The sequence below is a fragment of the Sediminibacillus massiliensis genome (genome assembly GCF_900156915.1).
Classification (GTDB): Bacteria; Bacillota; Bacilli; order Bacillales; family Amphibacillaceae; genus Sediminibacillus_A; species Sediminibacillus_A massiliensis.
The window spans coordinates 1,434,109-1,458,467 of the sequence record NZ_LT732535.1; the positions used below are offsets into that span (position 1 = coordinate 1,434,109).

At 41.1% G+C, this 24,359-nt stretch carries 28 protein-coding genes and 11 other annotated features; of the genes, 7 read left to right on the forward strand and 21 right to left on the reverse strand.

Annotated elements, in window-relative coordinates; all coding sequences use genetic code 11:
* Nucleotides 1-205 precede the first annotated feature (205 nt).
* The 4 genes from CZ434_RS08010 to CZ434_RS08020 all read right to left on the reverse strand — a co-directional run bounded on the left by CZ434_RS08010 (nt 206) and on the right by CZ434_RS08020 (nt 2,995).
* A complete protein-coding gene (locus CZ434_RS08010) occupies nt 206-397 on the reverse strand; it encodes a hypothetical protein (protein WP_077622649.1) in 192 nt (63 codons plus the stop codon).
* 102 nt (nt 398-499) lie between these two features.
* Nucleotides 500-1,774 (reverse strand): hypothetical protein, encoded by a 1,275-nt coding sequence (locus CZ434_RS08015; RefSeq protein ID WP_077622650.1) that lies wholly within the window; start codon nt 1,772-1,774, stop codon nt 500-502.
* A gap of 120 nt (nt 1,775-1,894) precedes the next feature.
* Nucleotides 1,895-2,038 (reverse strand): hypothetical protein, encoded by a 144-nt coding sequence (locus CZ434_RS22040; RefSeq protein ID WP_179107207.1) that lies wholly within the window; start codon nt 2,036-2,038, stop codon nt 1,895-1,897.
* A gap of 141 nt (nt 2,039-2,179) precedes the next feature.
* Nucleotides 2,180-2,995 (reverse strand): lipid II flippase Amj family protein, encoded by an 816-nt coding sequence (locus CZ434_RS08020; protein WP_077622651.1) that lies wholly within the window; start codon nt 2,993-2,995, stop codon nt 2,180-2,182.
* Nucleotides 2,996-3,288: 293 nt separating this feature from the next.
* On the opposite strand from CZ434_RS08020, the gene CZ434_RS08025 reads away from it, so the two are divergent.
* Nucleotides 3,289-3,591 carry a hypothetical protein gene (locus CZ434_RS08025; RefSeq protein ID WP_077622652.1) on the forward strand — a complete coding sequence of 101 codons (303 nt, stop codon included), beginning with the start codon at nt 3,289-3,291 and terminating at the stop codon, nt 3,589-3,591.
* Between the two features lie 65 nt (nt 3,592-3,656).
* On the opposite strand, the gene CZ434_RS08030 is transcribed toward CZ434_RS08025, so the two are convergent.
* The 10 genes from CZ434_RS08030 to CZ434_RS08065 all read right to left on the reverse strand — a co-directional run bounded on the left by CZ434_RS08030 (nt 3,657) and on the right by CZ434_RS08065 (nt 9,985).
* Nucleotides 3,657-4,205, reverse strand: a complete 549-nt coding sequence (locus CZ434_RS08030; protein ID WP_342745672.1) for a GNAT family N-acetyltransferase — start codon at nt 4,203-4,205, stop codon at nt 3,657-3,659.
* Nucleotides 4,206-4,442: 237 nt separating this feature from the next.
* Complete coding sequence (locus tag CZ434_RS08035) at nt 4,443-5,330, reverse strand: SDR family oxidoreductase (protein WP_077622653.1); 888 nt, start codon at nt 5,328-5,330, stop codon at nt 4,443-4,445.
* A gap of 87 nt (nt 5,331-5,417) precedes the next feature.
* Nucleotides 5,418-5,588 (reverse strand): hypothetical protein, encoded by a 171-nt coding sequence (locus tag CZ434_RS22045; RefSeq protein WP_179107208.1) that lies wholly within the window; start codon nt 5,586-5,588, stop codon nt 5,418-5,420.
* 50 nt (nt 5,589-5,638) lie between these two features.
* Nucleotides 5,639-6,421, reverse strand: coding sequence for a class I SAM-dependent methyltransferase (locus CZ434_RS08040; RefSeq protein ID WP_077622654.1), 783 nt, complete (start codon nt 6,419-6,421; stop codon nt 5,639-5,641).
* Between the two features lie 63 nt (nt 6,422-6,484).
* Nucleotides 6,485-7,714 (reverse strand): GNAT family N-acetyltransferase, encoded by a 1,230-nt coding sequence (locus CZ434_RS08045; protein WP_077622655.1) that lies wholly within the window; start codon nt 7,712-7,714, stop codon nt 6,485-6,487.
* A 167-nt stretch (nt 7,715-7,881) separates the two neighbouring features.
* Entirely contained in the window at nt 7,882-8,412 is a 531-nt protein-coding gene (locus CZ434_RS08050; protein WP_077622656.1) for a DinB family protein, read from the reverse strand.
* A 20-nt stretch (nt 8,413-8,432) separates the two neighbouring features.
* On the reverse strand, nt 8,433-8,579 hold the full coding sequence (locus tag CZ434_RS22050) for a hypothetical protein (protein ID WP_179107132.1): 147 nt from the start codon (nt 8,577-8,579) through the stop codon (nt 8,433-8,435).
* A 4-nt stretch (nt 8,580-8,583) separates the two neighbouring features.
* A complete protein-coding gene (locus tag CZ434_RS08055) occupies nt 8,584-8,883 on the reverse strand; it encodes a hypothetical protein (RefSeq protein WP_077622657.1) in 300 nt (99 codons plus the stop codon).
* A 264-nt stretch (nt 8,884-9,147) separates the two neighbouring features.
* A complete protein-coding gene (locus CZ434_RS08060) occupies nt 9,148-9,609 on the reverse strand; it encodes a GNAT family N-acetyltransferase (protein ID WP_077622658.1) in 462 nt (153 codons plus the stop codon).
* A gap of 13 nt (nt 9,610-9,622) precedes the next feature.
* On the reverse strand, nt 9,623-9,985 hold the full coding sequence (locus CZ434_RS08065; RefSeq protein ID WP_077622659.1) for a VOC family protein: 363 nt from the start codon (nt 9,983-9,985) through the stop codon (nt 9,623-9,625).
* A gap of 119 nt (nt 9,986-10,104) precedes the next feature.
* On the opposite strand from CZ434_RS08065, the gene CZ434_RS08070 reads away from it, so the two are divergent.
* The gene (locus CZ434_RS08070) at nt 10,105-10,959 is read left to right on the forward strand and encodes a LysR family transcriptional regulator (RefSeq protein ID WP_179107209.1); all 855 of its coding nucleotides are present in this window, start codon (nt 10,105-10,107) and stop codon (nt 10,957-10,959) included.
* A gap of 251 nt (nt 10,960-11,210) precedes the next feature.
* Here CZ434_RS08070 and CZ434_RS08075 read toward each other — a convergent pair whose 3' ends face one another.
* A complete protein-coding gene (locus CZ434_RS08075) occupies nt 11,211-11,684 on the reverse strand; it encodes an SRPBCC domain-containing protein (protein WP_077622661.1) in 474 nt (157 codons plus the stop codon).
* Nucleotides 11,685-11,828: 144 nt separating this feature from the next.
* Nucleotides 11,829-12,593 (reverse strand): SDR family oxidoreductase, encoded by a 765-nt coding sequence (locus CZ434_RS08080; RefSeq protein WP_077622662.1) that lies wholly within the window; start codon nt 12,591-12,593, stop codon nt 11,829-11,831.
* 170 nt (nt 12,594-12,763) lie between these two features.
* Here CZ434_RS08080 and CZ434_RS08085 point away from each other — a divergent pair, with 170 nt between their 5' ends.
* From CZ434_RS08085 to CZ434_RS08095, 3 genes are all read left to right on the forward strand, one after another.
* Nucleotides 12,764-13,402: a TetR/AcrR family transcriptional regulator gene (locus CZ434_RS08085; RefSeq protein WP_077622663.1), complete on the forward strand. Its 639-nt coding sequence runs from the start codon at nt 12,764-12,766 to the stop codon at nt 13,400-13,402.
* 178 nt (nt 13,403-13,580) lie between these two features.
* Nucleotides 13,581-13,958: a YbaN family protein gene (locus tag CZ434_RS08090; RefSeq protein WP_245830943.1), complete on the forward strand. Its 378-nt coding sequence runs from the start codon at nt 13,581-13,583 to the stop codon at nt 13,956-13,958.
* Nucleotides 13,959-14,114: 156 nt separating this feature from the next.
* Nucleotides 14,115-15,356 (forward strand): hypothetical protein, encoded by a 1,242-nt coding sequence (locus CZ434_RS08095; protein ID WP_077622664.1) that lies wholly within the window; start codon nt 14,115-14,117, stop codon nt 15,354-15,356.
* 118 nt (nt 15,357-15,474) lie between these two features.
* On the opposite strand, the gene CZ434_RS08100 is transcribed toward CZ434_RS08095, so the two are convergent.
* The 4 genes from CZ434_RS08100 to thrS form a co-directional block, all read right to left on the reverse strand.
* The gene (locus CZ434_RS08100; RefSeq protein WP_077622665.1) at nt 15,475-15,882 is read right to left on the reverse strand and encodes an NUDIX hydrolase; all 408 of its coding nucleotides are present in this window, start codon (nt 15,880-15,882) and stop codon (nt 15,475-15,477) included.
* 18 nt (nt 15,883-15,900) lie between these two features.
* Nucleotides 15,901-16,437, reverse strand: coding sequence for a DUF5412 family protein (locus CZ434_RS08105; RefSeq protein WP_077622666.1), 537 nt, complete (start codon nt 16,435-16,437; stop codon nt 15,901-15,903).
* A 1-nt stretch (nt 16,438) separates the two neighbouring features.
* Nucleotides 16,439-16,915 (reverse strand): SRPBCC family protein, encoded by a 477-nt coding sequence (locus CZ434_RS08110; RefSeq protein WP_077622667.1) that lies wholly within the window; start codon nt 16,913-16,915, stop codon nt 16,439-16,441.
* A gap of 109 nt (nt 16,916-17,024) precedes the next feature.
* Nucleotides 17,025-18,938: a threonine--tRNA ligase gene (thrS, locus tag CZ434_RS08115; RefSeq protein WP_077622668.1), complete on the reverse strand. Its 1,914-nt coding sequence runs from the start codon at nt 18,936-18,938 to the stop codon at nt 17,025-17,027.
* Between the two features lie 45 nt (nt 18,939-18,983).
* Nucleotides 18,984-19,208, reverse strand: a binding site (T-box leader).
* A gap of 34 nt (nt 19,209-19,242) precedes the next feature.
* Nucleotides 19,243-19,467 (reverse strand) — a binding site (T-box leader).
* A gap of 34 nt (nt 19,468-19,501) precedes the next feature.
* Nucleotides 19,502-19,726: a binding site (T-box leader), on the reverse strand.
* Nucleotides 19,727-19,760: 34 nt separating this feature from the next.
* Nucleotides 19,761-19,985: a binding site (T-box leader), on the reverse strand.
* 34 nt (nt 19,986-20,019) lie between these two features.
* Nucleotides 20,020-20,244, reverse strand: a binding site (T-box leader).
* A gap of 34 nt (nt 20,245-20,278) precedes the next feature.
* Nucleotides 20,279-20,503 (reverse strand) — a binding site (T-box leader).
* A gap of 34 nt (nt 20,504-20,537) precedes the next feature.
* Nucleotides 20,538-20,762 (reverse strand) — a binding site (T-box leader).
* A 34-nt stretch (nt 20,763-20,796) separates the two neighbouring features.
* Nucleotides 20,797-21,021 (reverse strand) — a binding site (T-box leader).
* Between the two features lie 34 nt (nt 21,022-21,055).
* Nucleotides 21,056-21,280 (reverse strand) — a binding site (T-box leader).
* Between the two features lie 34 nt (nt 21,281-21,314).
* Nucleotides 21,315-21,539 (reverse strand) — a binding site (T-box leader).
* A 34-nt stretch (nt 21,540-21,573) separates the two neighbouring features.
* Nucleotides 21,574-21,798: a binding site (T-box leader), on the reverse strand.
* Between the two features lie 212 nt (nt 21,799-22,010).
* Between thrS and CZ434_RS08145 the strand changes: the two genes are divergently transcribed.
* Both CZ434_RS08145 and CZ434_RS08150 read left to right on the forward strand, forming a co-directional pair.
* A complete protein-coding gene (locus tag CZ434_RS08145; protein WP_245830944.1) occupies nt 22,011-22,547 on the forward strand; it encodes a sigma-70 family RNA polymerase sigma factor in 537 nt (178 codons plus the stop codon).
* Nucleotides 22,540-23,655: a hypothetical protein gene (locus CZ434_RS08150; RefSeq protein WP_077622671.1), complete on the forward strand. Its 1,116-nt coding sequence runs from the start codon at nt 22,540-22,542 to the stop codon at nt 23,653-23,655. The genes CZ434_RS08145 and CZ434_RS08150 overlap by 8 nt, the downstream gene beginning before the upstream one ends.
* A gap of 49 nt (nt 23,656-23,704) precedes the next feature.
* On the opposite strand, the gene CZ434_RS08155 is transcribed toward CZ434_RS08150, so the two are convergent.
* Entirely contained in the window at nt 23,705-24,322 is a 618-nt protein-coding gene (locus tag CZ434_RS08155) for an NUDIX hydrolase (RefSeq protein ID WP_077622672.1), read from the reverse strand.
* Nucleotides 24,323-24,359 lie beyond the last annotated feature (37 nt).

Sequence of the window (24,359 nt, forward strand, 5' to 3'; positions counted from 1 at the left end):
GCTTTGTAAATAAATCTCAGCAACTAGCGCTTTCATCATTTTATCATAAAATTCCAAAAATTTTTTTTTGTATGAAGTTAAATTTATCCATGATTTAACAGCAGAAGAAAAGAACTCCCCGCTTTGAGGAAGTTCTTTTCTTCTGCTTTTTTTTAATTCAACTAAAGCCGACAATATTCTTAGTATTACAGATACGTCCAGCTCTTTAATTTCTCTTTTTTTCTATTTTCTCTCTATTCATTTTTGGAATAAGGAAGTACCAAGACAGAAAACCGCCTAACGACAGCCCTATTACTGTTTGCCATTTTATTTCCCCGTATATGAGACTGCCAAAAAGGATGGCAGTGACCCCAAACGTCAATGAAGAAATGATACTATTTTTCAAACGTTTACTCATTAGGGTAACCACCTTTTCATTAAGTTGGCCGTATGACAAAATACAACTAAATCACAAATCCCTACTGCATTTGGTTTGTTAAACAAACATTTCCCTGTCCATTCACTCTTCCTCTATATTTGTATGCTCAAACGACCTTACGACATTCAAATAACTGTCCAGCAATTCATCATATTCCGGCGCATCAAACGCTAAATCGAAAGTGACTTCGTACACATGGCCGTCTGCTTCTCTCAAAAACCAGTATTCTTCATAACCGTCAAATTCGACACGAACGCCAGTGGTGAATACTCCTGTATCAAAGTTTTCGTCTTCATGTAAATATTCGACCGACCGGGCGTAGTCATACTGGAATGCAACAAAATCATCCAGCTGCCGATTGCGGATTTCTTCTTCCCTTGTTCTGGCATTTTCCGCTTTCGCTGCCCGAACTACTAATTCTGAACTTCTTAATCCAAAATGCTCCCTTTCAATTTCTTCCTCGTAAAGAGTTCCAAACGTATAACGATATGTATGGAATGTAGGAAAAGAGTGCCTAAACGTCGCCGCTTCCGGATTTTCAAAGGAATAGCCTACTTCGGGATATGCCCCTGTTAGATTCTCGGCTGGTTCATAGGACAACCTTGTCGGCTGATCGTAGACAGCATTTTCTTTAAACTCTTCTTTGTTGTACGTAATTGTCCGAAGGGAGGCCAGCATGCCGTCGAACAAGTCTTCTTTCTTTTTGTCCGGAATTGACAGGGTTGCTCTAAGATATTCTTCCTCTGCTTCTCCGAACAATTTGTATTGAAGCACCCCTTGCGCTGATTCGCTTTCAATCATATAAGTGAAAGGCTCGATATCATATTCTTCATTAGTATATACCTTCGACTCACCTTCTGATGCCTCCAAAGCTTTATCTTTCATTTCCTCTAAATATGCTTCAGCGTTTTCTTTGACGGCCTGTTCGACTGTTTCCTTGATTTCCTGTCCATCGGCTTCTTCTAAATCCAAAGAAAAATATTTCTCCATATAAGCATATGTATCTTTTTTGACTGGATTAATCTCAATGGTTGGAACTTCTTCTTGTAGTTTATCGGTTGTGGTTTCAAGATCAAAGGTATATTTACTGGCTGAAGGTTCGTGCCAAAAAAACATTTTTTCCGAGGTACCTGTAACGTATCTTGAAATTCTTTCAAACGACTCATCAACCGTCACTTGGTATGAAAGTGGCAGTAACCATCCATTTTCCTCATGAAAACCAAGATCCGGTTCGAATCCATAAGTAGTACCCTGACTATCTCCCGATTCTGCCTCCTTATCTGTCCCGCCTTCCTCGCCTGTAGAACAAGCAGTTAAAAACAAAATTCCCAACAAAAAAAATCTCGCTATCTTCATTACTACACTCCTACTGAAATTGACTTCCAAGATAATGGATATTTGCCAGGCCATTATAACAAAAAATCCCCATGCGAATTCTCCATCCAAGGAAAAATCGCTCTTATGGAAAAAATCTATCTAATTTTTACTATTCCTGCTTATATCCTCTCGTAATTTTCTTATTTCTTCGGTTTGTTCCAATATATTGTTGTTCACTTTTCTCAACGCGTCATATACCGCAAAAATCCCGGCAAAAATTAAAATACCGAATAAAATCCCCATTTTCTCACCTTCTTTTTTCTTACCAGATTAGTCATGAATCACTATCGTTCAGGAATTGCAGCTACATAAGCTTGATTCATGCTGCTGAAATTCTCTACTCCGCTGACCCGTTTTAATGATTCCCAGCTTTTAACCTGAATGCTATACAATGAACTGAGTAAACCAGGCAATATATTTCGCACCGGAAATGAACAGCAATTGTGCAAGCAGAGTTCCTAACAACCTAGAAGACACCATTATTAACGAAATGTTTTTCAGCAGATAGTAATTTCCTCTTCCATTTACTACATCATCAGCGATGACGGACACCTTTGGATCCACCAGAACCACCAAAAGAATAGTTGCTATGCCGTTTATCAACCCCGATGCCATGACAGCGGTCGATGCTCTTTCAGGAGCGATTAATGCTGCATATAAAGCAGATAAAACACCTATCGTATAGATCGAAGTAATCACCATATTCGCCAGGAACAGCTTTATCGGAAAATCTTTTAATCTAGCACCTTTCAAATAAGAAAATTTCGGCAGACTAAAATGGGTGACTGCTCTTCTTATGTATCGCACAGACAGTATTTTCATAAACAAAGAGGGGACAGAACCTTTCTCCTCTGACAAATGGATAATAGCCCTTGAAAACAACGCTATGAAAGTGGGTAACAGAAGAATTCCAAATACTGTTCCGCCAGTGGCTGCTCCTATAAGAAAACGGAATTGGGTTTCTACAAACTCCAAAGTATTCTCTTTTGGCGCCGTATCGATTAAACTCCCGGTAAATGGCTGCTGCATCATATTGGCCAACCTCGAAACGATTACCATTACATTGAAGAGCGACAATGCTGAGGCAATCATTTTAACCCGCGCTCCCGATAATCTTACTGAATATGCAAGTGTTTCAATGGAATGAATAATAAATATGAACAAAGCGATGAATAATAATTTTTCCGTTATGAATTCCATAACCTACCTTCTCTTCTTCCTTTAACTAATTCTCTTTCTTCCAATCATCGTAAAATTTTTTTAAAATAGTATTAGTTTCGTTTAGTGTGAGTAATATCAAGAGAAGCATCATGAAAGTGACCATTTCACCTGTAAAAAAAGATAGAACCGCGATAATAACCATCCAAATCCAGAAATGCTTTTTATTCATACTCTGCCTCCCGACGATTTAATAAACTAAAATACTTTCAAACCAAAACTGAGCAAAATACTAGAATTTAAATATAGACTATTTTTAAAGGAGCATTTCTGACATGAAATATTTAAAATTTGCTGTTTATCACTTCATATTATTTATCCCTGGATTAATCGTTGTTACCTTTCTCGACGAAAACACTGGTCCGCCGTTTGATTATTATGATGCGGTATATGGCATTATTTCTGTTACCATTTATGTATTTGCTGGTATCGTGATCAACAAACTATACAAGCAATTCACATCCATTACACCGGGGATCAAAATATTGGTGTCTTTAATGGCTTTTATTGCGGCGGTCGTTTGTTTGGGTTTGATAGAGAGTATTTGGTTCGAGATAACCGGAGAAATGTTATTTTAGTCTTTTATAAGAATGCCTGTTTTCGAAACAGGCAGCTAATCATAACAAATAAAACCCTTCTTTCTTCAAATTGGCCTCTTGAACCTTAAGGTCGGATACTCATCCTCTTGCTCTTCACCTTCAAAGCTGAATCTTTTAGCTTTATAAAAAAGGATTCCTTTCTCGTTCCCTTTCAGTACCGAAACCCATTGTTCGGAAGCACCATATGATTTTTGCTGGTTTGTAATCGCATCAAGCAAAAGGGTGCCTATTCCCTGCTTTCTTTTGCCCGGGCTTATATATAACACATAAATTTCACCAGCAGAATCATCGATCAAACCACCGCCGCCAGCACCGACAACCTTTCCATCCTCTAAAGCGACAAAATAACCACCCCATTCCTTAGATTCTGTTTTCACTTCTTTTAAGATTCTTTCATGATTATAGAATTCTGTTATGATAGAATTGATATATTCATCTGAACATAGTCCGCGATAAGCAGACCAGTTCGCATCAATACAAACTTTTGCGATTCCCTGAACGCGGGTTGGAGTTGCCTTGCAGACTTTGATTATGTGTTGCTTTTCTACCCTCTCCATAACATTCTCCATTCTTTTTAAGAGTATTTCCTTCAAAGTAATGCTCCCTTGTATTTTAACACAAATTTCCATTTGTTCTTCAGGTGCATGAAAGAAGATGACCATCTGATTAGACAATTTCAAATAATTATTAACGTGTGCATTTCATAAGTAGGTTTTAACTATCTTCTTTTATCCGTCCATACATGACTCACAGCAAGCCCGCCTTCAAAAATATTCTCATCAAAAAAAAGCGCGCCAATGCCTGGCGCGCTTTTTGCTGTTCATTGTTTATTAGTTGGCATTCAAGCCTCCTGTTGCACTGTACACATGGCCCGTAACATAGCTTGCTTGTTCGGAAGCCAAGAAAACATATATACCGCTCAATTCAACTGGCTGGCCTGCACGTCCTAAAGGAGCTGCAGGTGTTTCTTGTCCGAATTTCGGGATGTTTTCCTGCGGCTGCCCGCCGGATATTTGCAGTGGTGACCAGAACGGTCCGGGAGCCACGGAGTTTACACGGATTCCTTTTGAGGCCACTTGCTTGGACAATGCTTTTGTAAATCCGACAATAGCACTTTTCGTTGCGCCGTAATCCAGCAGCATTGGTGACGGATTATACCCTTCCACAGATGATGTAGTAATAATCGAGCTTCCCTCAGGCAGATGAGGAATTGCTTCTTGAACAACCCAGTACAAGGAAAATACATTTGTCTGGAAAGTGGACAAAATCTGGTCTGTGGTTAGGTCCTCGATATCTTGCACCGCCTGTTGTTCACCGGCAACAAGGGCTAAGATATCAAGTCCGTCCAGTTCCTTCACCGCATCTTGTACTAATGAGCGGCAAAACTCCTCATCCCGTAGATCTCCGGGAAGTAAAACTGCTTTTCGCCCTTCTTGCTCGATTAGTTCTTTCACTTCAAGAGCATCCGGCTCTTCAACCGGAAGATAGTTGAGGGCTACATCGGCCCCTTCTCGTGCATAGGCAATCGCAGTAGCCCGGCCGATTCCTGAGTCACCACCTGTGATCAGGGCTTTCCTTCCTTCTAGTTGTCCGGATCCCTTGTAACTCTTTTCCCCACAGTCAGGCTGAGGATCCATTTCTTTTTGGATTCCCGGCGGGTTTTGATATTGTTTTGGATAATCTTGATTATAATATTTTTCTAATGGATTTTCAGGCATTTTTCATCTTCCTTTCTTTATACCTTCTAAGCACATGATTAAATGTACCTCCACAAAATCAAGATTAAACATTCATTTCTTCACTTATTATTTGTATAAATCAAGACCCAGCTTGATAACTAGCCCTGTAAGAACAATGCCGCCAATTCCAGAAATGATTGTCCAATCCATTTCTTCTCCGTTCCAAATACTGACTAGCACCAGCAATGCAGTCATTCCCAGGATTGAGAACAAAACCCTTTTCAAAAAGTCGAACAAATTTCTCCATCTCCCTTTGCTTGGAAGTCGAATCATTCACTTTTCTGTACTTAATCTACCGCCAACTTTATCGCCTTAGTCGCAATAAACGTTTTGATATGCTTATCGATAATCCTTGTACCGCCAAAGTCATCTTCATAGAAACCGGCAATAACGAATCCAGCGTCCATTTGTCCTTGGATTTGGTCTTCCAAAGTATGGGCATATTCTATCGTCTCGTTTGAATCGATATAATCCTGCACTTCATCCTTTTGCAAATAATCCAATGTGGAAGAAGGGATAGAATGCCTTACATCAAGTACACCTTGCTGTTCTTGGTCGTCATCGAAAATCCAAAGTAATGGATTGGTAAAGCCAGCAATCAAAACACCTTTATTTTTAAGTACCCTTGAGGCCTCGTTCCATACAGGTTGTACATTGTTTACAAATAAATTGGAAACAGGATGGACGATTATATCAAAATAGCCATCTTCAAAGTCGCTAAGATCTGTCATATCCCCTTGTGCGGTTTTTAATGTCAAGCCATCCCGTTTGGCTACCTTTTCATCTTGTGCTAATTGTTTTGCGGAAATATCCGTAACCGTAACGTCCGCTCCAGCCGCAGCTAAAACCGGACCCTGCTGTCCGCCGCCTGAAGCAAGGCAAAGTATTTTCAACCCTTTTAAAGATTCCGGAAACCAGCTTCTGGGAACAGGTTTTTCTGTAGTGACAGTTATGTTCCAATCACCTTTTCTACTTTTTTCAATCACTTCGCTACTAACTAACCGAGTGTACCTTGAGCCCTCTTCTACTTTTTTATCCCATGCATTGCTGTTTTGTTGTGTTGCATCCATATGAATCCCCCTGTCTGTTTATGAAGCTGTCATTTGATACCAAATGAATTAGTTCCCTTTTCATCAAAAGGCTTTAGTCATTACCGGTTTATTACTAGTCAGAAACAGTAGATTCACTTTATGGACAAAACTCTCGTCAGAAACTTTTGCCAAGCCCCATTTGACGAAGGAATAAAAATTGTCAGCACCCATCATGAGGGATGAAAATTCTCCAATAAACATGGTTAACTCTACATCTGAAAAGCCTTCTTCTGTAATTTCTACTATTTCCCCGTCCCTGAATTTTACAATGAAGGGCTGGTCGTTCTCAGAGCATAGATCATCATAAATCATCAACTTGATCGAAATGGTTACTTGGTTAAAACGATGGTTCTTTTCTTTTAACTCTTCAAAAAACCCTCTTACATTGATTATCCTGTACATTACTCCGGTCCCGACATTCTCGATATGTTTATGATCGGTGCTTGAAGGTAGATCAATCATTGTATCCAGGCCGCTTTCCGGGGAGTTGATGAAATGAATGATGTCATCCAAATTAGAATGGATAACAACCCTTTTAATTTGATCTGATTGATTGCTGAAGAAAGTAGAGAATTCCTTCATTACATCTGGATTTTCAAAAAACATTTCATGTATATGTAATTGATGTTCGTTGATACTGTACACAAAATACCCCTTCACTTCTCCAGCTTCCACATAACCGATCACTCTTCCAAACAAAAACGGCCTGTTCAGCTCCCGCTCATGGGGAAATCTTTTTGTCATTCCGTGCGTTCTGGAGTAAATCCGGTTATAACACTCCATGATTGGTATCCGGTCTTCAGTCGATAGTTCTTGTAAATGGCTTTTTGCTTGAAAGTCGACAAATTCTTTTGGTTTTATGTAAACTTGATGGGCACGTGTTCCAATTCCAAAACCCATTTTCCGATAAAAACCTACCTGAAAAGGATTGAGCATAACGATATTTGTATTTGACTCTGCATTGATTTGAATGAAATATTGCAACAAACGATACGCATTCTTTTCTTTCTTATGTAACATATCAACAGCCAGCATCCCCACACCTCCAGCTTGAACGGTAGTAGAGGAGAAATTCATTTCAAATTCGAAAGTTCTCATCCCGGCAATTAAAGTGTCTTGTTCAAATAAACCGTATAATTTTTCTGTCGGGGTTTCTTCAATGTGGTTTTGGAGCCATTGATCTGCATTAAGCCCTTCAAACGCAGAATTGGCTAATTTTGCAAACGCTTTGTAGTTGCTGCCTGATATTTTATTGATTTGTTTTGTATCCATGTCTACCTCCTGCAAGGTTATTCTTTATCAAAATAAGTTACACAGCTTGATGATTTAATAGATTTTCTGATACATAAAATTCCCTTGCTTTAATGAAGTCGCTCGCAATAGCTTTCTCTTCAACTTGAATCTCATTCAAGGTCTGCACCCTTTTTATTTTTGCTGATTTACCTTTGGTTTCCTTGATATTCCCTTTCTATCAAGTACACAAAATAATCAGTGGAGATGCCTTCGTGTCCTAACTGCCTCAGCATGGCTGCGACATTTCCCCTATGATAGGTTCCATGATTGATAAGATGCCTGATCATGTCCGATACAGGAATAACGATATTCCCATGTTTTGGATGGTCAATAGACAACTCACTGTCCGGATCTGTCTTAACGAGGAACTTACGGTATTTCCTTTCCATCTGTCCATATAAGTCTATGATTTCTTCCATCGATTTTCCCGAGAAATGATCGGTTAGTTCAGGCCGTTTCACAAATTCCTCGATATTTTGAAACGCTTCTCCCTGCATCACTTCCAACCAAATCGATTCTGTAAAGTACATATGGACAAATACTGTCGCCAAGGTGGGGAAAATGCTTTCCAGTTCTTCATGAAACACCGGTTCCGGAATAGACTTAATGTGCTTAAACAACCTGTCATTGGCCCATACATGGTAGGTATACTGCTCTTCCAACTCTCGATATAACATAGAATCTCCCCCTCCAATCTTCACTCTTCGTCTATTTCAAACCTCGGTTTGCTGAAAAAGGCACCTGCGAACATAAACAACAGGCTTAGTAAAATACCACTCGCTCCTTTACCGAAGTAAGCAAATACCGGAATACACAAAGCAGCAAGCAGAAACATAAGCCTCATCAAATTAACCCCCTCCTTTATCCGGAGCTGAAACTCTTTTTTTCTTAAAAATTCCTGTCAACAGCATGATCAATCCTATCATGAAAATCACCGGAAAGATGTACCACATAATCAGCGCAGCCCAACCGCTCTTCACAATGCTCGCGTACGTCAGCCCAATGGCGAAAGACAAGAATGGTGCAACAGCAATCATCAGGGCGATTCCCCAAATAATAAATTTTCTCTTTTTGGATTTTCCCTCAGTCAGCATATAGGCAATGATAGAGCCAAGGACGACAATTAAGAGCGCGATTATAATCGCCATTTACAATCCTCCCATTCTTCCGCTTCAATCGAACCAATAAAAAGGTATCTTAGTTTTCTAATTATGAAGATGTCTTGTTTCCATGAGCCCTTTCTTGATTAATAATCAAAAAATTCAAACTAAGCTAATCTTAACATAAATCGAGCCCCCAAACAGCGTGGTATCAGCTTCTCTCTTCTCACGACTTATTGATTTCCATTCTCCATTATGCATTTATGGTATTACATTTTACATAAAAATAGATCGCCGGCGAGGACGATCGAATCAAAGGGACATTTTGAACCCTTCATGTGTAGCGTTGAAACCCAGCCGCTCGTAAAACCGCAGGGCATCTTTCCGTTTTTTGTCTGTAGTGAGCTGCACCAGATGACAGCCTCGTGCCTTCGCACGTCGAATTCCCCAGTCGATCAGTTTGCTTCCAACACCTTTACCACGCACAGAACGAGCAATCCTTACTCCTTCTATCGTAGCCCGCCATCCTCCCTGATAGGTGATATATGGTGTAAAAGTAATTTGAGCGACACCTATCACTTCTCTGACATACACAGCTACAATCAGTTCATTGTTAGGATCGGATTCAATGGCTTGATAAGCTTTCAAATAACTCGCCGGAAGCGGTTGTTCATAACACTCCCGCTTTTTCCCTAACGGATCGTCTGCGAGCATCCCAACGATTTTATCCAAGTCTTTTTGTCCTGCCTGTCTGATAATCGGTTCTGCTTCCATTTGTATGCTCCCATTAAATTTCTTCTATCATCTCGACTCTGTTGCCGAATGGGTCCCGGAATTCAAAACGTTCAAAGTTCGGTATGGGAGCAGAATCAATTATTGTCACATTGTTTTCTTCCAACACTTTTTTCCAAGCCTCGATGTCGTTGACCAAGTATGCCAAATGCGCTTTTGTCGCGGTTCGCTCAAATCCGTCTTCGGTTCCGACATGGACGTCTTTATCCCCTACTTTCAGCCAGAACCCGCCTCTGCTTATAAGCGGGTCAGGCTTCTCTATTTCCGGTAATCCCAGTATCCCGCAGTAAAAAGCTTTCCCTTCCTGCTCAGCACCTTTCGGAATCGTAATCTGTGCATGATGCAATCCAAGTATCATTGTCATCCCTCCTGAACTCATTTTATTTCCTGCATTAATTTTATATAATAATGATGAATAAGAAAAACACATATTTCCAATCAATTTTGATAAGGAATACTTATATAAAGAGGGATAATATGAAAAAGGATGATTATGAACTGCTTGTGGGGTTGAAAAGAGCCGGGACGATCAGAGGGGCGGCCCAACAATTACTGATTTCCCAGCCTGCTATAAGTCAGCGGCTTAAACAAATAGAAGACCAGTGGGGTGAGGATATATTCATCAGATCACACAAGACATTGACCATAACCCCTGCCGGTGAAGAAATCATCCATTTGGCCGAAAGGGTCGTCGAGGCAGAGAAAAAGGTGCGCGAAAAAATATCCAGTCTTTCAGATGAAATCAAGGGAACACTGTCACTTGGAGTTTCCTCTGTAATCGCTCAGTATCTCCTCCCAGAAGTGTTAGAGAGATTTGTGGCAGCATATCCCCATGTAAAAATAGAACTGCAAACAGGGTTGAGCAACGTTTTCCGACATTCCTGGGACGATTTTCATCTATGTCTTGTCAGGGAGGATAAACCAAAGGGACCCGGTTATTGTCAAGAACTCTTCTCTGACAACCTGTATTTGGTGGAAAAAAGGGACAGAAAACAAAACGGAAACATAAAACCTTTTATCCAATTTCAGTCTGATCCAACCTTTCACACCATGGTAGACAGCTGGCTTCATCAACAACCTGACATCACTTTTTCCAAAAGCCTGAAAGTGGATCAAATCCAGACATGCAAACAATTCGTCTGCAGCGGGATAGGAACTGCCGTACTGCCAGAAATTGCCATTCATGACCTGGATTCCAAAGAGTATCATTTTATCCCCTTGCAGGTAGATGGGAAATCCCTTACAAGACAGACATGGGTTTGCGCTTCAGAAGCGGCAATGAGATTGCCGCAGGTCAAGGCGTTCTTAAGGCTGTTGGATGACATGCGCTAAGCATCGATACTCAACCTGAAGAAGGAGCATCCCTAAGTGCATGCTCCTTCTACAGCTATAAAACTAGCATAATTATCTTACTATGGTTGTACATAAGTCTCTGTTTGCTCAACATAGGCGTTGATTGCCTCTTCTAAAGGTCGTATGGAAGCTTCCCAGAAGGAAGGATTTGTCAGACTCTCTAGTATTTTTGTTATTCCAGTTTTATAACAAGAAGTGCAATCCTGTACTTGGATTGCACCCATCGTTTGTCACATATTGAATTCTTTTTTGTATCTTTCCCTAAGTTGCACAGAATTATTGCCCCACTCCACAGGCTGCCCATTGACTATTTGGACAAGTACATCAAGACATCGATGCCAGCCTGCCGCCATATTGGATGCCCATTCATCGTTGTCGAAGGTATGTTTGAAGTTCAGCTTACAGCCTTCTTGCTCCTCCTGCATAGTAATTTCTATTAAATCATCGACTTCACGGAAGGCAAAGATACGGGGCTCATCTAACTGGGTGATCACCGCTTCATAAATAGAGCCCTCTCCATCATCGAATGCGATGGCCCCGCCTTCCTTCAACTCCATTTCACCTGTTGCGAATGGATACCATTGTGTGAAGGCCTGAGGATCAGTGATAACACGAAAAGCCTCATTACAGCTTACCGGTAGATAGCGGTCAAAGCTTAAATAGTACCTACCGTTAAATTGATGCAATTTTCCATAATCATTCACGCTGGTTTCCTCCTCATATGGATAAAAGTCTCTTTATCATAACATAGATAGGAAGAATCAATGAATGGTCTTTAACTAACCGGTCTTTTCCACAGTCGTAAAACAATAAATCTGCCGGAATTTAATCCGGCAGCCTGAAATTCATTAAAAGGCAGCAGTCCAGCCACCATCCACGGTGATGACTGTGCCGTTTACAAAGCTGGATTCATCTGAAGCTAAAAACAATGCAGCCTTAGCCAATTCTTCCGGCTTGCCGATCCTCGGTGATACGGCGTGGGTCAAACCTGCACGTTCCATGCCGAATTGATTGATATTCAACATACTTGATCCAATGTTCGTTTCCACCGACCCAGGGGCGATGGCGTTGCACCGTATCCCTTTTTTGGCATACATAAAGCCTGTGTTCTTTGTCAACCCGATTACTGCATGCTTTGATGCACCGTAAGTCGCACCGGCATGGGCACCGCTGAAACCGCCGGTGGAAGCTGTATTAATGATGACCCCGCTTTCTTTTTCCAGAAAGATCGGGATAGCCTTGCGCATCGCACGCATGACTCCCTTCGTATTAACATCGAAGAGCAAATCCCATTTTTCATCTGTGATATCTCCCACTGGCTCAAAACCGTCCATGATTCCTGCATTGTTCACCAAAATATCCAATGTGCCATATTCATTAACTGCTGTATCAATCATATTTTCGATATCTGCCGCTTCAGATACATTTACTTTTACTGCCTTGGCGGTGCCGCCACGATTGCTGGTAATCTCTTCGACAACTTGCTGGAGGCCTTCGACGTTCAAATCCGCCAGCACCACTTTCGCCCCTTCTTTTGCATACAATTCCGCTATTGACTTGCCCATACCTGAAGCTGCGCCTGTAACAACAGCTACTTTTCCTTCCAATCTCATCTCAACATCCTCCTATTTAAAACAGCGTATGATGTTTTCAATAAAATTCTAATCTATTATACTTTTTAGTATCAATAAGCAATCAAGTGCCCAAATGTTGAAAAATGGATAGTTTAAAATGATTTGTCCAATCAATACCAAAAAATGAACATATTGGTGGTGTTTTGTCGATGACAAAAGATAGGAGAATTACGAAGACCAAAAACGCATTACACGATGCCTTGCTTTCCCTTTTAGAAAAATCGACACTCAAACAGATAACGATTACGGAAATTGTCCAGCATGCAGATGTAAACCGGGGGGCTTTCTATAAACACTATCAGTCGAAGGAAGAATTACTAAACGATATGGTTGACGATGTGATGACCAAGTTAATTGATTCCTACAGAGCACCGTATCTTAATACGGAAACGTTTGTCGTGCAGGAACTGACCTCAGCCAAAATTAAAATATTCGAACATGTATACACTTACTCCAGATTCTATGAAGCTCTCCTATCATCCAGCATCATACCAGGCTTCCAAACTAAATTTTGCCAAGTGTTGAAGCAGCTTTCCAGACAAGACCTCGAAATTATGGATGATGCGGAAATCCGGGTGGACATGGATTTTTTGACCAGCTACTATGCCTATGCATTGTTCGGGTTGATTATGGAGTGGATCCATAGCGGATTCAAATACACAGCAAAGTATATGGGAGAACAATTGATCAACATCATCGACCAGCATCCCCACCCGGGAGTTTTTGCAACTGCCGACCCGTTCCATCCTGACGATATCCATCTAAAAAAGATATACCAAGGACTTTAAAAGTCACATCAAGCAGCAATACTGTAATAAGCCACAGAAAAACATGGCCTGTACATCCGCATGCCATGTTTTCCTATGCCTTTCTGATTAATCTTCCTTCAAATTTGTAGTACAATTTAGTCTAGTTTAAAAATGTAATTCAACCTATACATGATTAGAGATATAGAGATAAAAGGTGATGACAATTAAGAAACTAAAAAGCATCCTTTTTCTACTGCTTGGATTCCTCTCGCTCATGGTTGGTGTGGCAGGAACTGTATTGCCCGTTCTGCCGGGTGGTCCGTTTTATTTATTCGCCGCATATTGCTTTGCAAAAGGTTCCAGACGGATGGAAAATTGGCTAAAAAACACCAAATTATATAAAAAATACGCGGAAGCATTTATAGAGAAAAAAGGGTTGTCACGCAAAGAAAAGATCCGCATCAACCTGATTGCCGATTTCTTTATTATCATTTCGATCGTCATTGTGGAAATCCTGCCAGTGCAAATTCTTCTGGCAGTACTCGCCCTCTTTAAACATTATTATTTCATTAAAAAAATCAAGACCATTTCATAAAGATTATTAAACGTTGTGTCAAACTTTCCTGGCACACCGTCTATGTACAAGAAACTGCTTTTGATATAGCTTCTTGCATTAATGTGAAAAATTACCCCGTTTAAAGCAATCATTTTAGGATATATAGTATTAGAGTATGAATCGAGGTGGACATGAATGAGCAAATCAACGAAAACGCTAGGCCTTATCACAGCACCTGGATATCCAAACACAATCGGCGAAGAACTGCAGGCGTCACTACCCAACTTGCTCAGTTATTATGTAGATGATAATTACAATTGGGAAGTAGAGTTTGTCATTGATGCTCTTACGGGGATGACTGAAGACTCCCAGGAAGTCATAAATGAAATGATTAATAGAAAAGTGGAGGAAGAATGGGATTTTTCCGTCTGTCTCACTGATTTGCCCTTGTTTAAACATAAGAGATTAATCGTTGCGGAAGCAAATGAAGAGCAAAATGTTGCGCTCATCAGCCTTCCCGGGCTTGGGTCAACTCCGATGATTAAACGAATCAGGGAATCGATCTTACAGCTGTTGAACGAAATGTACTATGGGAGCTCCGATGCAAGCCGGGAACACGCCCAGCTAAAACTGGAAACGAAAGATCAAAAAAGATTCAAAGGATTAAAGAATAAAAGTGCCCGCCGTCTAGTTGGAAAACGGATATTTGAGCGTTTGTCCCCCATTAAACGAGAAAGGCCAGATGATGACGAATCAACCATCGATGTCCGCTTCACAGTTAAATCACGCATCAGTATCCCTTTAAGGGTATTGACGGGAATGGTTCGTGCCAACCGACCTTGGGCGATGTTCCCCTCTTTTATGAAAGTAGTCATGATCGCCTTTACAACCGGTTCCTATGCACTGATTTTTCCGACATTATGGATGCTCAGCAGTAATTATGAAATATGGAGAATGTTGATGCTTTCATTTGTGTCTATTTCCGCAATGGTTTTGTGGATAATCCTTGGACATGGTCTATGGGAAAAGCCAAATGAAGAAAGAAGCAAATACATACGGAATTTATACAATATGGCTACTGTGCTTACCCTTTATGTCACTGTCTGTATGTACTACTTATTATTGTTCTGCCTCTTTTCCATTGCGGTAGTCGTGATCATTCCAATGGAATTACTTGAGTCCCAGTTATCGGGAAACGCCAGCTATATCAACTATTTTTATGTGGCCTGGACAGTAACAAGCATGGCCACAATCATCGGGGCTTTAGGTTCTGCCCTGGAAAATGAGGACGTCGTGCTGTCTTCCACCTACGGCTACCGGCAGCGACAACGTTACAATCAGATAAAAGAAGCTGAGGAAGAGAAGGAAAGAGCCCAAAAAGAGAAAGAAGAGGCTGCAAAAGAAAAGAAAGAAGCAGCACAAGAAAAAAAGGATTAGACACAGAAACCAACCCCCTGCATTTTGCAGGGGGTTGGTTCCATGGCAGATATACCGAGTAACATCTTTCTTCAACCCTTTTGTAAATGTATGGTCACTCCTATAATCATTGTAAATTCTAAAAAGATACATAGAATGGATGTAGTTTTTTATTCAAACAATACTCGATCCGCTGCCTGAAGTTATTCCAAGTCACCATCTCCAGTGCCTTTTCAATTGGAAAATAGCCGACTTCAAGACTCTCAGGACTTGTCGAAAATTCTCCCCCGATCGGCTTACCTAAGAACAACGTGTTACAAATGGAACGATCGACATTTTGAAAAACTCCACAAAATGTCGTTACTTCTATATCAATACCTGACTCTTCTTTCGTTTCTCTGATTGCCGCTCTCTCCAAAGACTCCCTTTCCTCGACTTGGCCGCCAGGCATTTCCCATCCTCTGCGGGGTCCTTTAATCAATAAGATTTCATTTTGCTTGTTTAATACAATTGCAGCTGCTGAAACGATATGCTTTGGCGGGTTCATTTATTTCCTCCAATCTTACTAGTAACCATGAGTCTCACCTTCATCCAAATTCAAAGCAAGATTATTAATGGTGACTACACGGTTACTTTCCCATTCCACATCAACTTTTTCTATTGTTTCCTGATAGTAAAATCTCTTTTTGAACCAAAGCGGTCCATGCAATTCTCCTCTTATTCCAAACGAACCGGCCGCTCCCGCATCCCACCGATAAAACTTTAACGTGTAGTCGTTTTCGGGAGATGTTACTGTTTTGATATGTTTATTCGCACCCATGGAACTAGCTAACAACATTAAAATCAGCGCTGTCAAAAGTAGTATGGAAAGCAAAGCTGAAAAGGTTACCGTTAACCAGCTTCTAAGTTTTGACCAGGGACTTCTTTTATCCTGAAAACCTTTCACACCAAATATAAAAGTGAATACGCTGATTAAAAAGAGTATGTAATTTGGCGGTGCAATCAACCACATGTTATGTATATTCGAATATAAAGAATAGATGGCCATTCCTATACAACATATCAGGATATAGAAGGACCACAAATTGTATTTTTTCGCCATACTAACCTCCCCGAATAGACATCCCCTGACTTTTTTCTGCCAACTTGCCGAGTTCCTTTGCCCTGGCAGCTATGAACTTAGTCATATACCTCTCTAAAAACAACTTGTCGGCAAGAATCCCAACCCACCCAAATGGGGATTTATAGTCAAAGGTATCGATCATCAGCGTCCCACCATCTTTTTCAACAAACTGATGTGTGTGTGTAAAGGAATGGAAGGCTCCTTTCACCATAATATCCACAAATTGATCCGGCTTGTCCATTTCAATCACTTTTGCTGTCAATCTTCGTTTCAGACCAAGATGAAACGCTTCCCATATGACCGTGTCGCCCTCTTCCAGCAACCCTTTCGTTATACCGCCGACCGCTTTTTCTTTTGTGCCAGATGTAGTCATCGTATGGACGTCAACACTCCGTGCCAGATCAAAGCATAATTGGCGAGATGCATTAATCCATTGTTTATGTATGATAACAGGCATTTAACTCTCCTTAAAGCGTTGTTTTTATCTTCATTTTAACATGAATTTACAACACATTAGATAATGAATCCAGACCAACCCATTAGATGGATTGATCTGAATTATGGTATTACATACTGCGGTGTTTGATTTGTTGGAGAATCAGCTCCTTAAACTGATCCACCGGGACAATTTCCGATTCTTGTTCTCCATACTTTCGGACATTTACAGCATTTGTTCCCCTTTCCTCATCCCCGAGTACAAGCATATATGGAATCTTTTGGATTTGTGCCTTCCTGATTTTGTATCCCAGCTTTTCTTCGCTTTGTTCGATGTTCACCCTGACCCCTGCTTGCTTCAGTACGGACTGAACCTTTAAGCAATAGTCCAGATGAGCTTTTGACACAGGAATGATTTGTACTTGAACAGGTGCCAGCCATACAGGAAAAGCCCCTGCAAAGTGTTCAATTAAGATACCGAAGAAACGGTCAATGGATCCATAGACAGCACGATGGATTACAACCGGACGAACCTTTTCATTGTTTTGATCGACATAAGTTAAATCAAACTTTTCTGGAAACATGAAATCAAGCTGGATTGTCGCACATTGATGGCTTCGATTCAAGGCATCTTTAATATGGAAGTCAATTTTCGGTCCATAAAAGGCACCGTCTCCTTCGTTCACCAGATAGTTCAAGCCAAGGTCGTCCAGCACATTTTTGAGAGCCCCTTCTGATACTTCCCATAGTTGATCATCTCCCAAAGATTCCTCCGGACGAGTCGAAAGCTCCACCGAATATTCAAAACCGAACGTACGGTAAACCTCGTCAATCAATGCGAAGACCTGTTTGATTTCTTCCTCGATTTGATCTTTGCGGACGAAAATGTGGGCGTCATCCTGACAAAAAGTACGGACACGGAGCAGCCCATTCAAGGCTCCACTGTATTCATGGCGGTGAACCTGACCGAATTCAGCAAGATGGACTGGCAGGTCACGATAAGAATAGAGATTGTTTTTAAAGATCATCATGTGGCCGGGACAGTTCATCGGTTTCAAGGCAAAGTTAGTATCATCTACTTCTGAAAAGTACATGTTCTCATGGTAATGATCCCAGTGTCCGGATTTCTCCCAAGAACGCTGATTCATCATGAAAGGTGTCCTTACTTCCTCATAACCGGCATTATTTTGCAGCTCACGTGAAAAGTTTTCCAACTCATTTCTGATGACCTGACCTTTGGGTAAATAAAACGGCATTCCTGGTGCTTCTTTCGAGAACATGAATAACTCTAATTGCTTTCCCAGCTTCCGGTGGTCACGCTTGGATGCTTCTTCTAAAAAAAATAGATATTCATCTAAATCCTTTTTCTTTTTGAATGCCACGCCGTATATCCGTTGGAGCATTTCGTTTTGGCTATTTCCCCGCCAATACGCGCCTGACACATGAGTCAATTTAAACGCTTTGACCAAACCAGTGGAAGGAAGATGGGGTCCCCGGCAAAGATCGATAAATTCTCCTTGCTGATAGAGTGTGATCTTATCCTCCTCTGGCAGCTGTTTCAACATTTCCAACTTGTATGGCTCGTCATTTCCCCGCAACACCTTTTCAGCTTCTTGATAAGAAACTTCCATTCGTTTGATTTTCAAATTTTCGTTAATGATTTTCTCCATTTCTTGCTCAATGACTGCCAAGTCATTTAAACCAAGACTATGTTCCAGTTTCATATCATAGTAAAAGCCATATTCTATGGCCGGCCCTATTCCGAGTTGGACATTCCCATAGATTCTTTTTACCGCTTGAGCCAGCACATGTGCTGAAGTATGTCTCAACACTTCCAATCCTTCTTCACTATCGAGAGTCAGTACGGAAAGCTGTGTGTCCTTGTTCAGCCTGAAGTCTAAGTCGACGACTTGATCACCTACTTTACCCGCGACTGCATTTTTCTTCAAGCTTGAACTGATCGAGCCCGCTACTCCTCCGACTGTGATTCCTTTGTGGTACTCCTTTACATTGCCATCTGGAAATTGTATAAAAATCTTATCCATCACCAACACTCCTTCATATATTAAATAAAAACGCACCCATCCCTATGAAGGGACGAGTGCGTATACCCGTGGTTCCACCCAATTTCCCACAGAGTTTTTATTAACCCGTGGCTTTGGTGCTGTAACGCCGCATCCACGGTATTGGATACTCTCCTTTCCCCAATACTGCTCCAAGGTGGTAAAATACTTTCCCGCGTTAGGAAGTTCCCAGCATCCCTTCCCTCTCTGTAAACCGTAAAAAGTATCTCATGTCCTTTTCATTGCATGTTATTTGATTGAAAACAAAAAACGCACCCATCCCTCTATAAGGGACGAGTGCGTATACCCGTGGTTCCACCCAATTTCCCACAGATTTTTTATAAACCTGTGGCTTTGGTGCTGTAACGCCGCATCCGCGGTATTGGATACTCTCCTTTCCCCAATACTGCTCCAAGGTGGTAAAATACTTTCCTGCGTTAGGAAGTTCCCAGCATACCTTCCCTCTCTGTAAACCGTAAAAAGTATCTCTTGTCCTTTTCATTGCATGTTATTTGATTGAAAACAAAAAACGCACCCATCCCTCTATAAGGGACGAGTGCGTATACCCGTGGTTCCACCCAATTTCCCACAGATTTTTTATAAACCTGTGGCTTTGGTGCTGTAACGCCGCATCCGCGGTATTGGATACTCTCCTTTCCCCAATACTGCTCCAAGGTGGTAAAATACTTTCCTGCGTTAGGAAGTTCCCAGCATACCTTCCCTCTCTGTAAACCGTAAAAAGTATCTCTTGTCCTTTTCATTGCATGTTATTTGATTGAAAACAAAAAACGCACCCATCCCTCTATAAGGGACGAGTGCGTATACCCGTGGTTCCACCCAATTTCCCACAGATTTTTTATAAACCTGTGGCTTTGGTGCTGTAACGCCGCATCCGCGGTATTGGATACTCTCCTTTCCCCAATACTGCTCCAAGGTGGTAAAATACTTTCCTGCGTTAGGAAGTTCCCAGCATACCTTCCCTCTCTGTAAACCGTAAAAAGTATCTCTTGTCCTTTTCATTGCATGTTATTTGATTGAAAACAAAAAACGCACCCATCCCTCTATAAGGGACGAGTGCGTATACCCGTGGTTCCACCCAATTTCCCACAGATTTTTTATAAACCTGTGGCTTTGGTGCTGTAACGCCGCATCCGCGGTATTGGATACTCTCCTTTCCCCAATACTGCTCCAAGGTGGTAAAATACTTTCCTGCGTTAGGAAGTTCCCAGCATACCTTCCCTCTCTGTAAACCGTAAAAAGTATCTCTTGTCCTTTTCATTGCATGTTATTTGATTGAAAACAAAAAACGCACCCATCCCTCTATAAGGGACGAGTGCGTATACCCGTGGTTCCACCCAATTTCCCACAGATTTTTTATAAACCTGTGGCTTTGGTGCTGTAACGCCGCATCCGCGGTATTGGATACTCTCCTTTCCCCAATACTGCTCCAAGGTGGTAAAATACTTTCCTGCGTTAGGAAGTTCCCAGCATACCTTCCCTCTCTGTAAACCGTAAAAAGTATCTCTTGTCCTTTTCATTGCATGTTATTTGATTGAAAACAAAAAACGCACCCATCCCTCTATAAGGGACGAGTGCGTATACCCGTGGTTCCACCCAATTTCCCACAGATTTTTTATAAACCTGTGGCTTTGGTGCTGTAACGCCGCATCCGCGGTATTGGATACTCTCCTTTCCCCAATACTGCTCCAAGGTGGTAAAATACTTTCCTGCGTTAGGAAGTTCCCAGCATACCTTCCCTCTCTGTAAACCGTAAAAAGTATCTCTTGTCCTTTTCATTGCATGTTATTTGATTGAAAACAAAAAACGCACCCATCCCTCTATAAGGGACGAGTGCGTATACCCGTGGTTCCACCCAATTTCCCACAGATTTTTTATAAACCTGTGGCTTTGGTGCTGTAACGCCGCATCCGCGGTATTGGATACTCTCCTTTCCCCAATACTGCTCCAAGGTGGTAAAATACTTTCCTGCGTTAGGAAGTTCCCAGCATACCTTCCCTCTCTGTAAACCGTAAAAAGTATCTCTTGTCCTTTTCATTGCATGTTATTTGATTGAAAACAAAAAACGCACCCATCCCTCTATAAGGGACGAGTGCGTATACCCGTGGTTCCACCCAATTTCCCACAGATTTTTTATAAACCTGTGGCTTTGGTGCTGTAACGCCGCATCCGCGGTATTGGATACTCTCCTTTCCCCAATACTGCTCCAAGGTGGTAAAATACTTTCCTGCGTTAGGAAGTTCCCAGCATACCTTCCCTCTCTGTAAACCGTAAAAAGTATCTCTTGTCCTTTTCATTGCATGTTATTTGATTGAAAACAAAAAACGCACCCATCCCTCTATAAGGGACGAGTGCGTATACCCGTGGTTCCACCCAATTTCCCACAGATTTTTTATAAACCTGTGGCTTTGGTGCTGTAACGCCGCATCCGCGGTATTGGATACTCTCCTTTCCCCAATACTGCTCCAAGGTGGTAAAATACTTTCCTGCGTTAGGAAGTTCCCAGCATACCTTCCCTCTCTGTAAACCGTAAAAAGTATCTCTTGTCCTTTTCATTGCATGTTATTTGATTGAAAACAAAAAACGCACCCATCCCTCTATAAGGGACGAGTGCGTATACCCGTGGTTCCACCCAATTTCCCACAGATTTTTTATAAACCTGTGGCTTTGGTGCTGTAACGCCGCATCCGCGGTATTGGATACTCTCCTTTCCCCAATACTGCTCCAAGGTGGTAAAATACTTTCCTGCGTTAGGAAGTTCCCAGCATCCCTTCCCTCTCTGTAAAACGTAAAAAGTATCTCTTGTCCTTTTCCGTGCTTTTATCATAAAGGAGTTTAATTTGATTTTTTACATATTACAATAAAAATTTATAAAAAGCAATATCCATTTTTGGATTTTTGTTAATATCGAATTATTACGGAACGTCCTCTCCAAATTTCCAGGCTTACATAGAAAAAAATATATTTTTTAAATAAATACAGACCTTGTTCTTATTTGAAACGTCTAACAGTTAGAAGAAAGGAGAGAGAAACCCGGTGGCCGGCACTACACATGAACATTTCACAAAAGACCAAGCAATAGAATTTATCATGGATCATTATGGAGAAATCCTGAAAAGGACTATCTACACTTACGTCAAAAATCACCATACTACAGATGATATTTTTCAAGAAGTATTACTCCTTATTTATCGAAAATGGGATAAGTTTAATGGAGAATCCCATGTAAAAACATGGGTGATGAGAATTGCCATTAATCGCAGCAAGGATTATTTGCGTTCTCCCCTCCACCGCATCAAACTGGCAAAGGATCAGTGGCTTGATCAGAAAGACCCGAAGCATTTGGAAGATACCGTTGTACATAGGGAAAGATTGGATGAAATAGCAAATGCCATTTTGAATTTACCTATTAAATACAGAGAAGTTATGATTCTCACATTCCAGCAAGGTATGACTCAGCAAGAAATATCAGATGTCACAGACACCCCGGTATCTACCATTAAAACTCGTATGCAGCGCGCCAGACAGTTGTTAAAAAAACAAGTTGATAAGGGGGAATGGTCACTTGGATAGTAACGAGTTGAAGAAGGCAATTAATAAACAAATAAGTGAAGAACCTTTATTTACAGAAGCGGACCGAAGAAAATTCCATCAAAATAAACCAAAACAAAAACCGCTTCCTGTTTTACCTAAAATCATGACAGTTTTGCTGGCTTTTCTAATGATTGGCGGGTCCGTTTATTTCTATCAATCCGGAAACCCCTTTCTCCACCCGGCCTCTGATGAAAAAGACGACGAGAAAGAAGAGGCGCCTAATGAGGAAAAAACGGAATCTAAAGATATAAATGCCAAAATTGCTGAAATCAAGAAGATTGTATTAGATTACCCTAAAGCGGATGAAGTGATATCATTGATTGAACAACATGGAGGACAGAAAATGAAGCATGAAAAGGAACAAAGTGATTCCAATTTGACCTCCTTTGTGTATTCAGATGAAACAATAGATTTTGATACAACAGAATATCATTCACCTCCGGCTTTCGAAAAGTTTAAAAAAGAAAACATCGACTTATTCGTAACATTGGAAATTGAAGAACCAATACTTAAGTCCGTAAAGTTGATTCATCTATCCGAAGACAAGGAACATTTGATTGAAGAGAGATTTGATTTTGACGCTTTTTCATTTGGTGAAAAATTCAAAAAAATTGATAACCCTCAAGAACCTGTAAAGATGGATGAACTGTTTCTCCGTTCTATCGCAATGTCTATAGGTAAGGAACCGGAAGAAGTGACAAATAGCGACCTGCTCGCATTAGAAGAACTTACCATCAATGCTTCCCATCTCGACGGAACTTATCAGGTGGATGAAAAGGAAGAATATTTCGAGGCCATGCAATCGCTGAGAGTATTGAAGCTAAACCAGGCAATCATACCGGGAGAGCTACTTAAACATCTGCCTATTTTAGAACAAGTGACCTTCATAGGTCCGACCGTGGATGATTTAAGCAGCGTTTCAGAAGGAATGCAGCATGTTCAGTATTTGAACATCCAGAACTCTTCATTCAACGGTACTGTAGAGGATATATTGCAGTTGGAGTCTTTAACCATTGTAAACTTAGATCCAACCGTTGTTCCTGATTATGAAGAGTTACAATTCGAGGGTATTGATGTCCGCTGGTAAAGTAAACAAACAGGAGTCCGCAGCAATCTTGCAGCGGACTCCTGTTTGTTTATTCCCTGATCATCTGAACAAAATGTGAAATGATTTTCGCCGTCATTCCCCAGATCACCCTGTTCTCATACAGGTAAAAATGTTCTTCCATTTTGAGCGGACGCCAATCGTAGTCTTCTCCCCCGGCGATCAAATCATGAGGAAAGTTCTCTTCAGGCTGTACTTCCAAGTTTACCTGGTAGACCTTTGGTTCCGTCTCCAAAAAGAAGTTCAGCGGAACCGTAAACGTCTCTCCAACCTCATCGGGATTCGGTTGTAAATCTTGAGACTCTTTCAGCATACCGACATACGGAAATACCATCATTCCGAATGCAGACACCATATAATCGATCGGAAGGACATCGATGATTTCACTCTCATCGATACCCAGCTCCTCACTCGTCTCTCTTATGGCTGCAGCTTTTGGACTTTTATCCTGCTTATCGATCTTCCCGCCGGGAAAACAAATATCCCCGGGCTGTCTCCTTAAATTCTGGGAGCGGACTTCCAACAGCAGATGAAGCTCACCGTCTTTTTCAATCATCGGGATAAGAACAGCAAATTTGGCAAATTGCTCATGTCCAAGGACTGACGGTGTACGATTCTCTATTTTTTTTAAAATGGTATTGGCATCCATCACTTTCACCTCAAACAATTGCTATAAAGTAATTGTA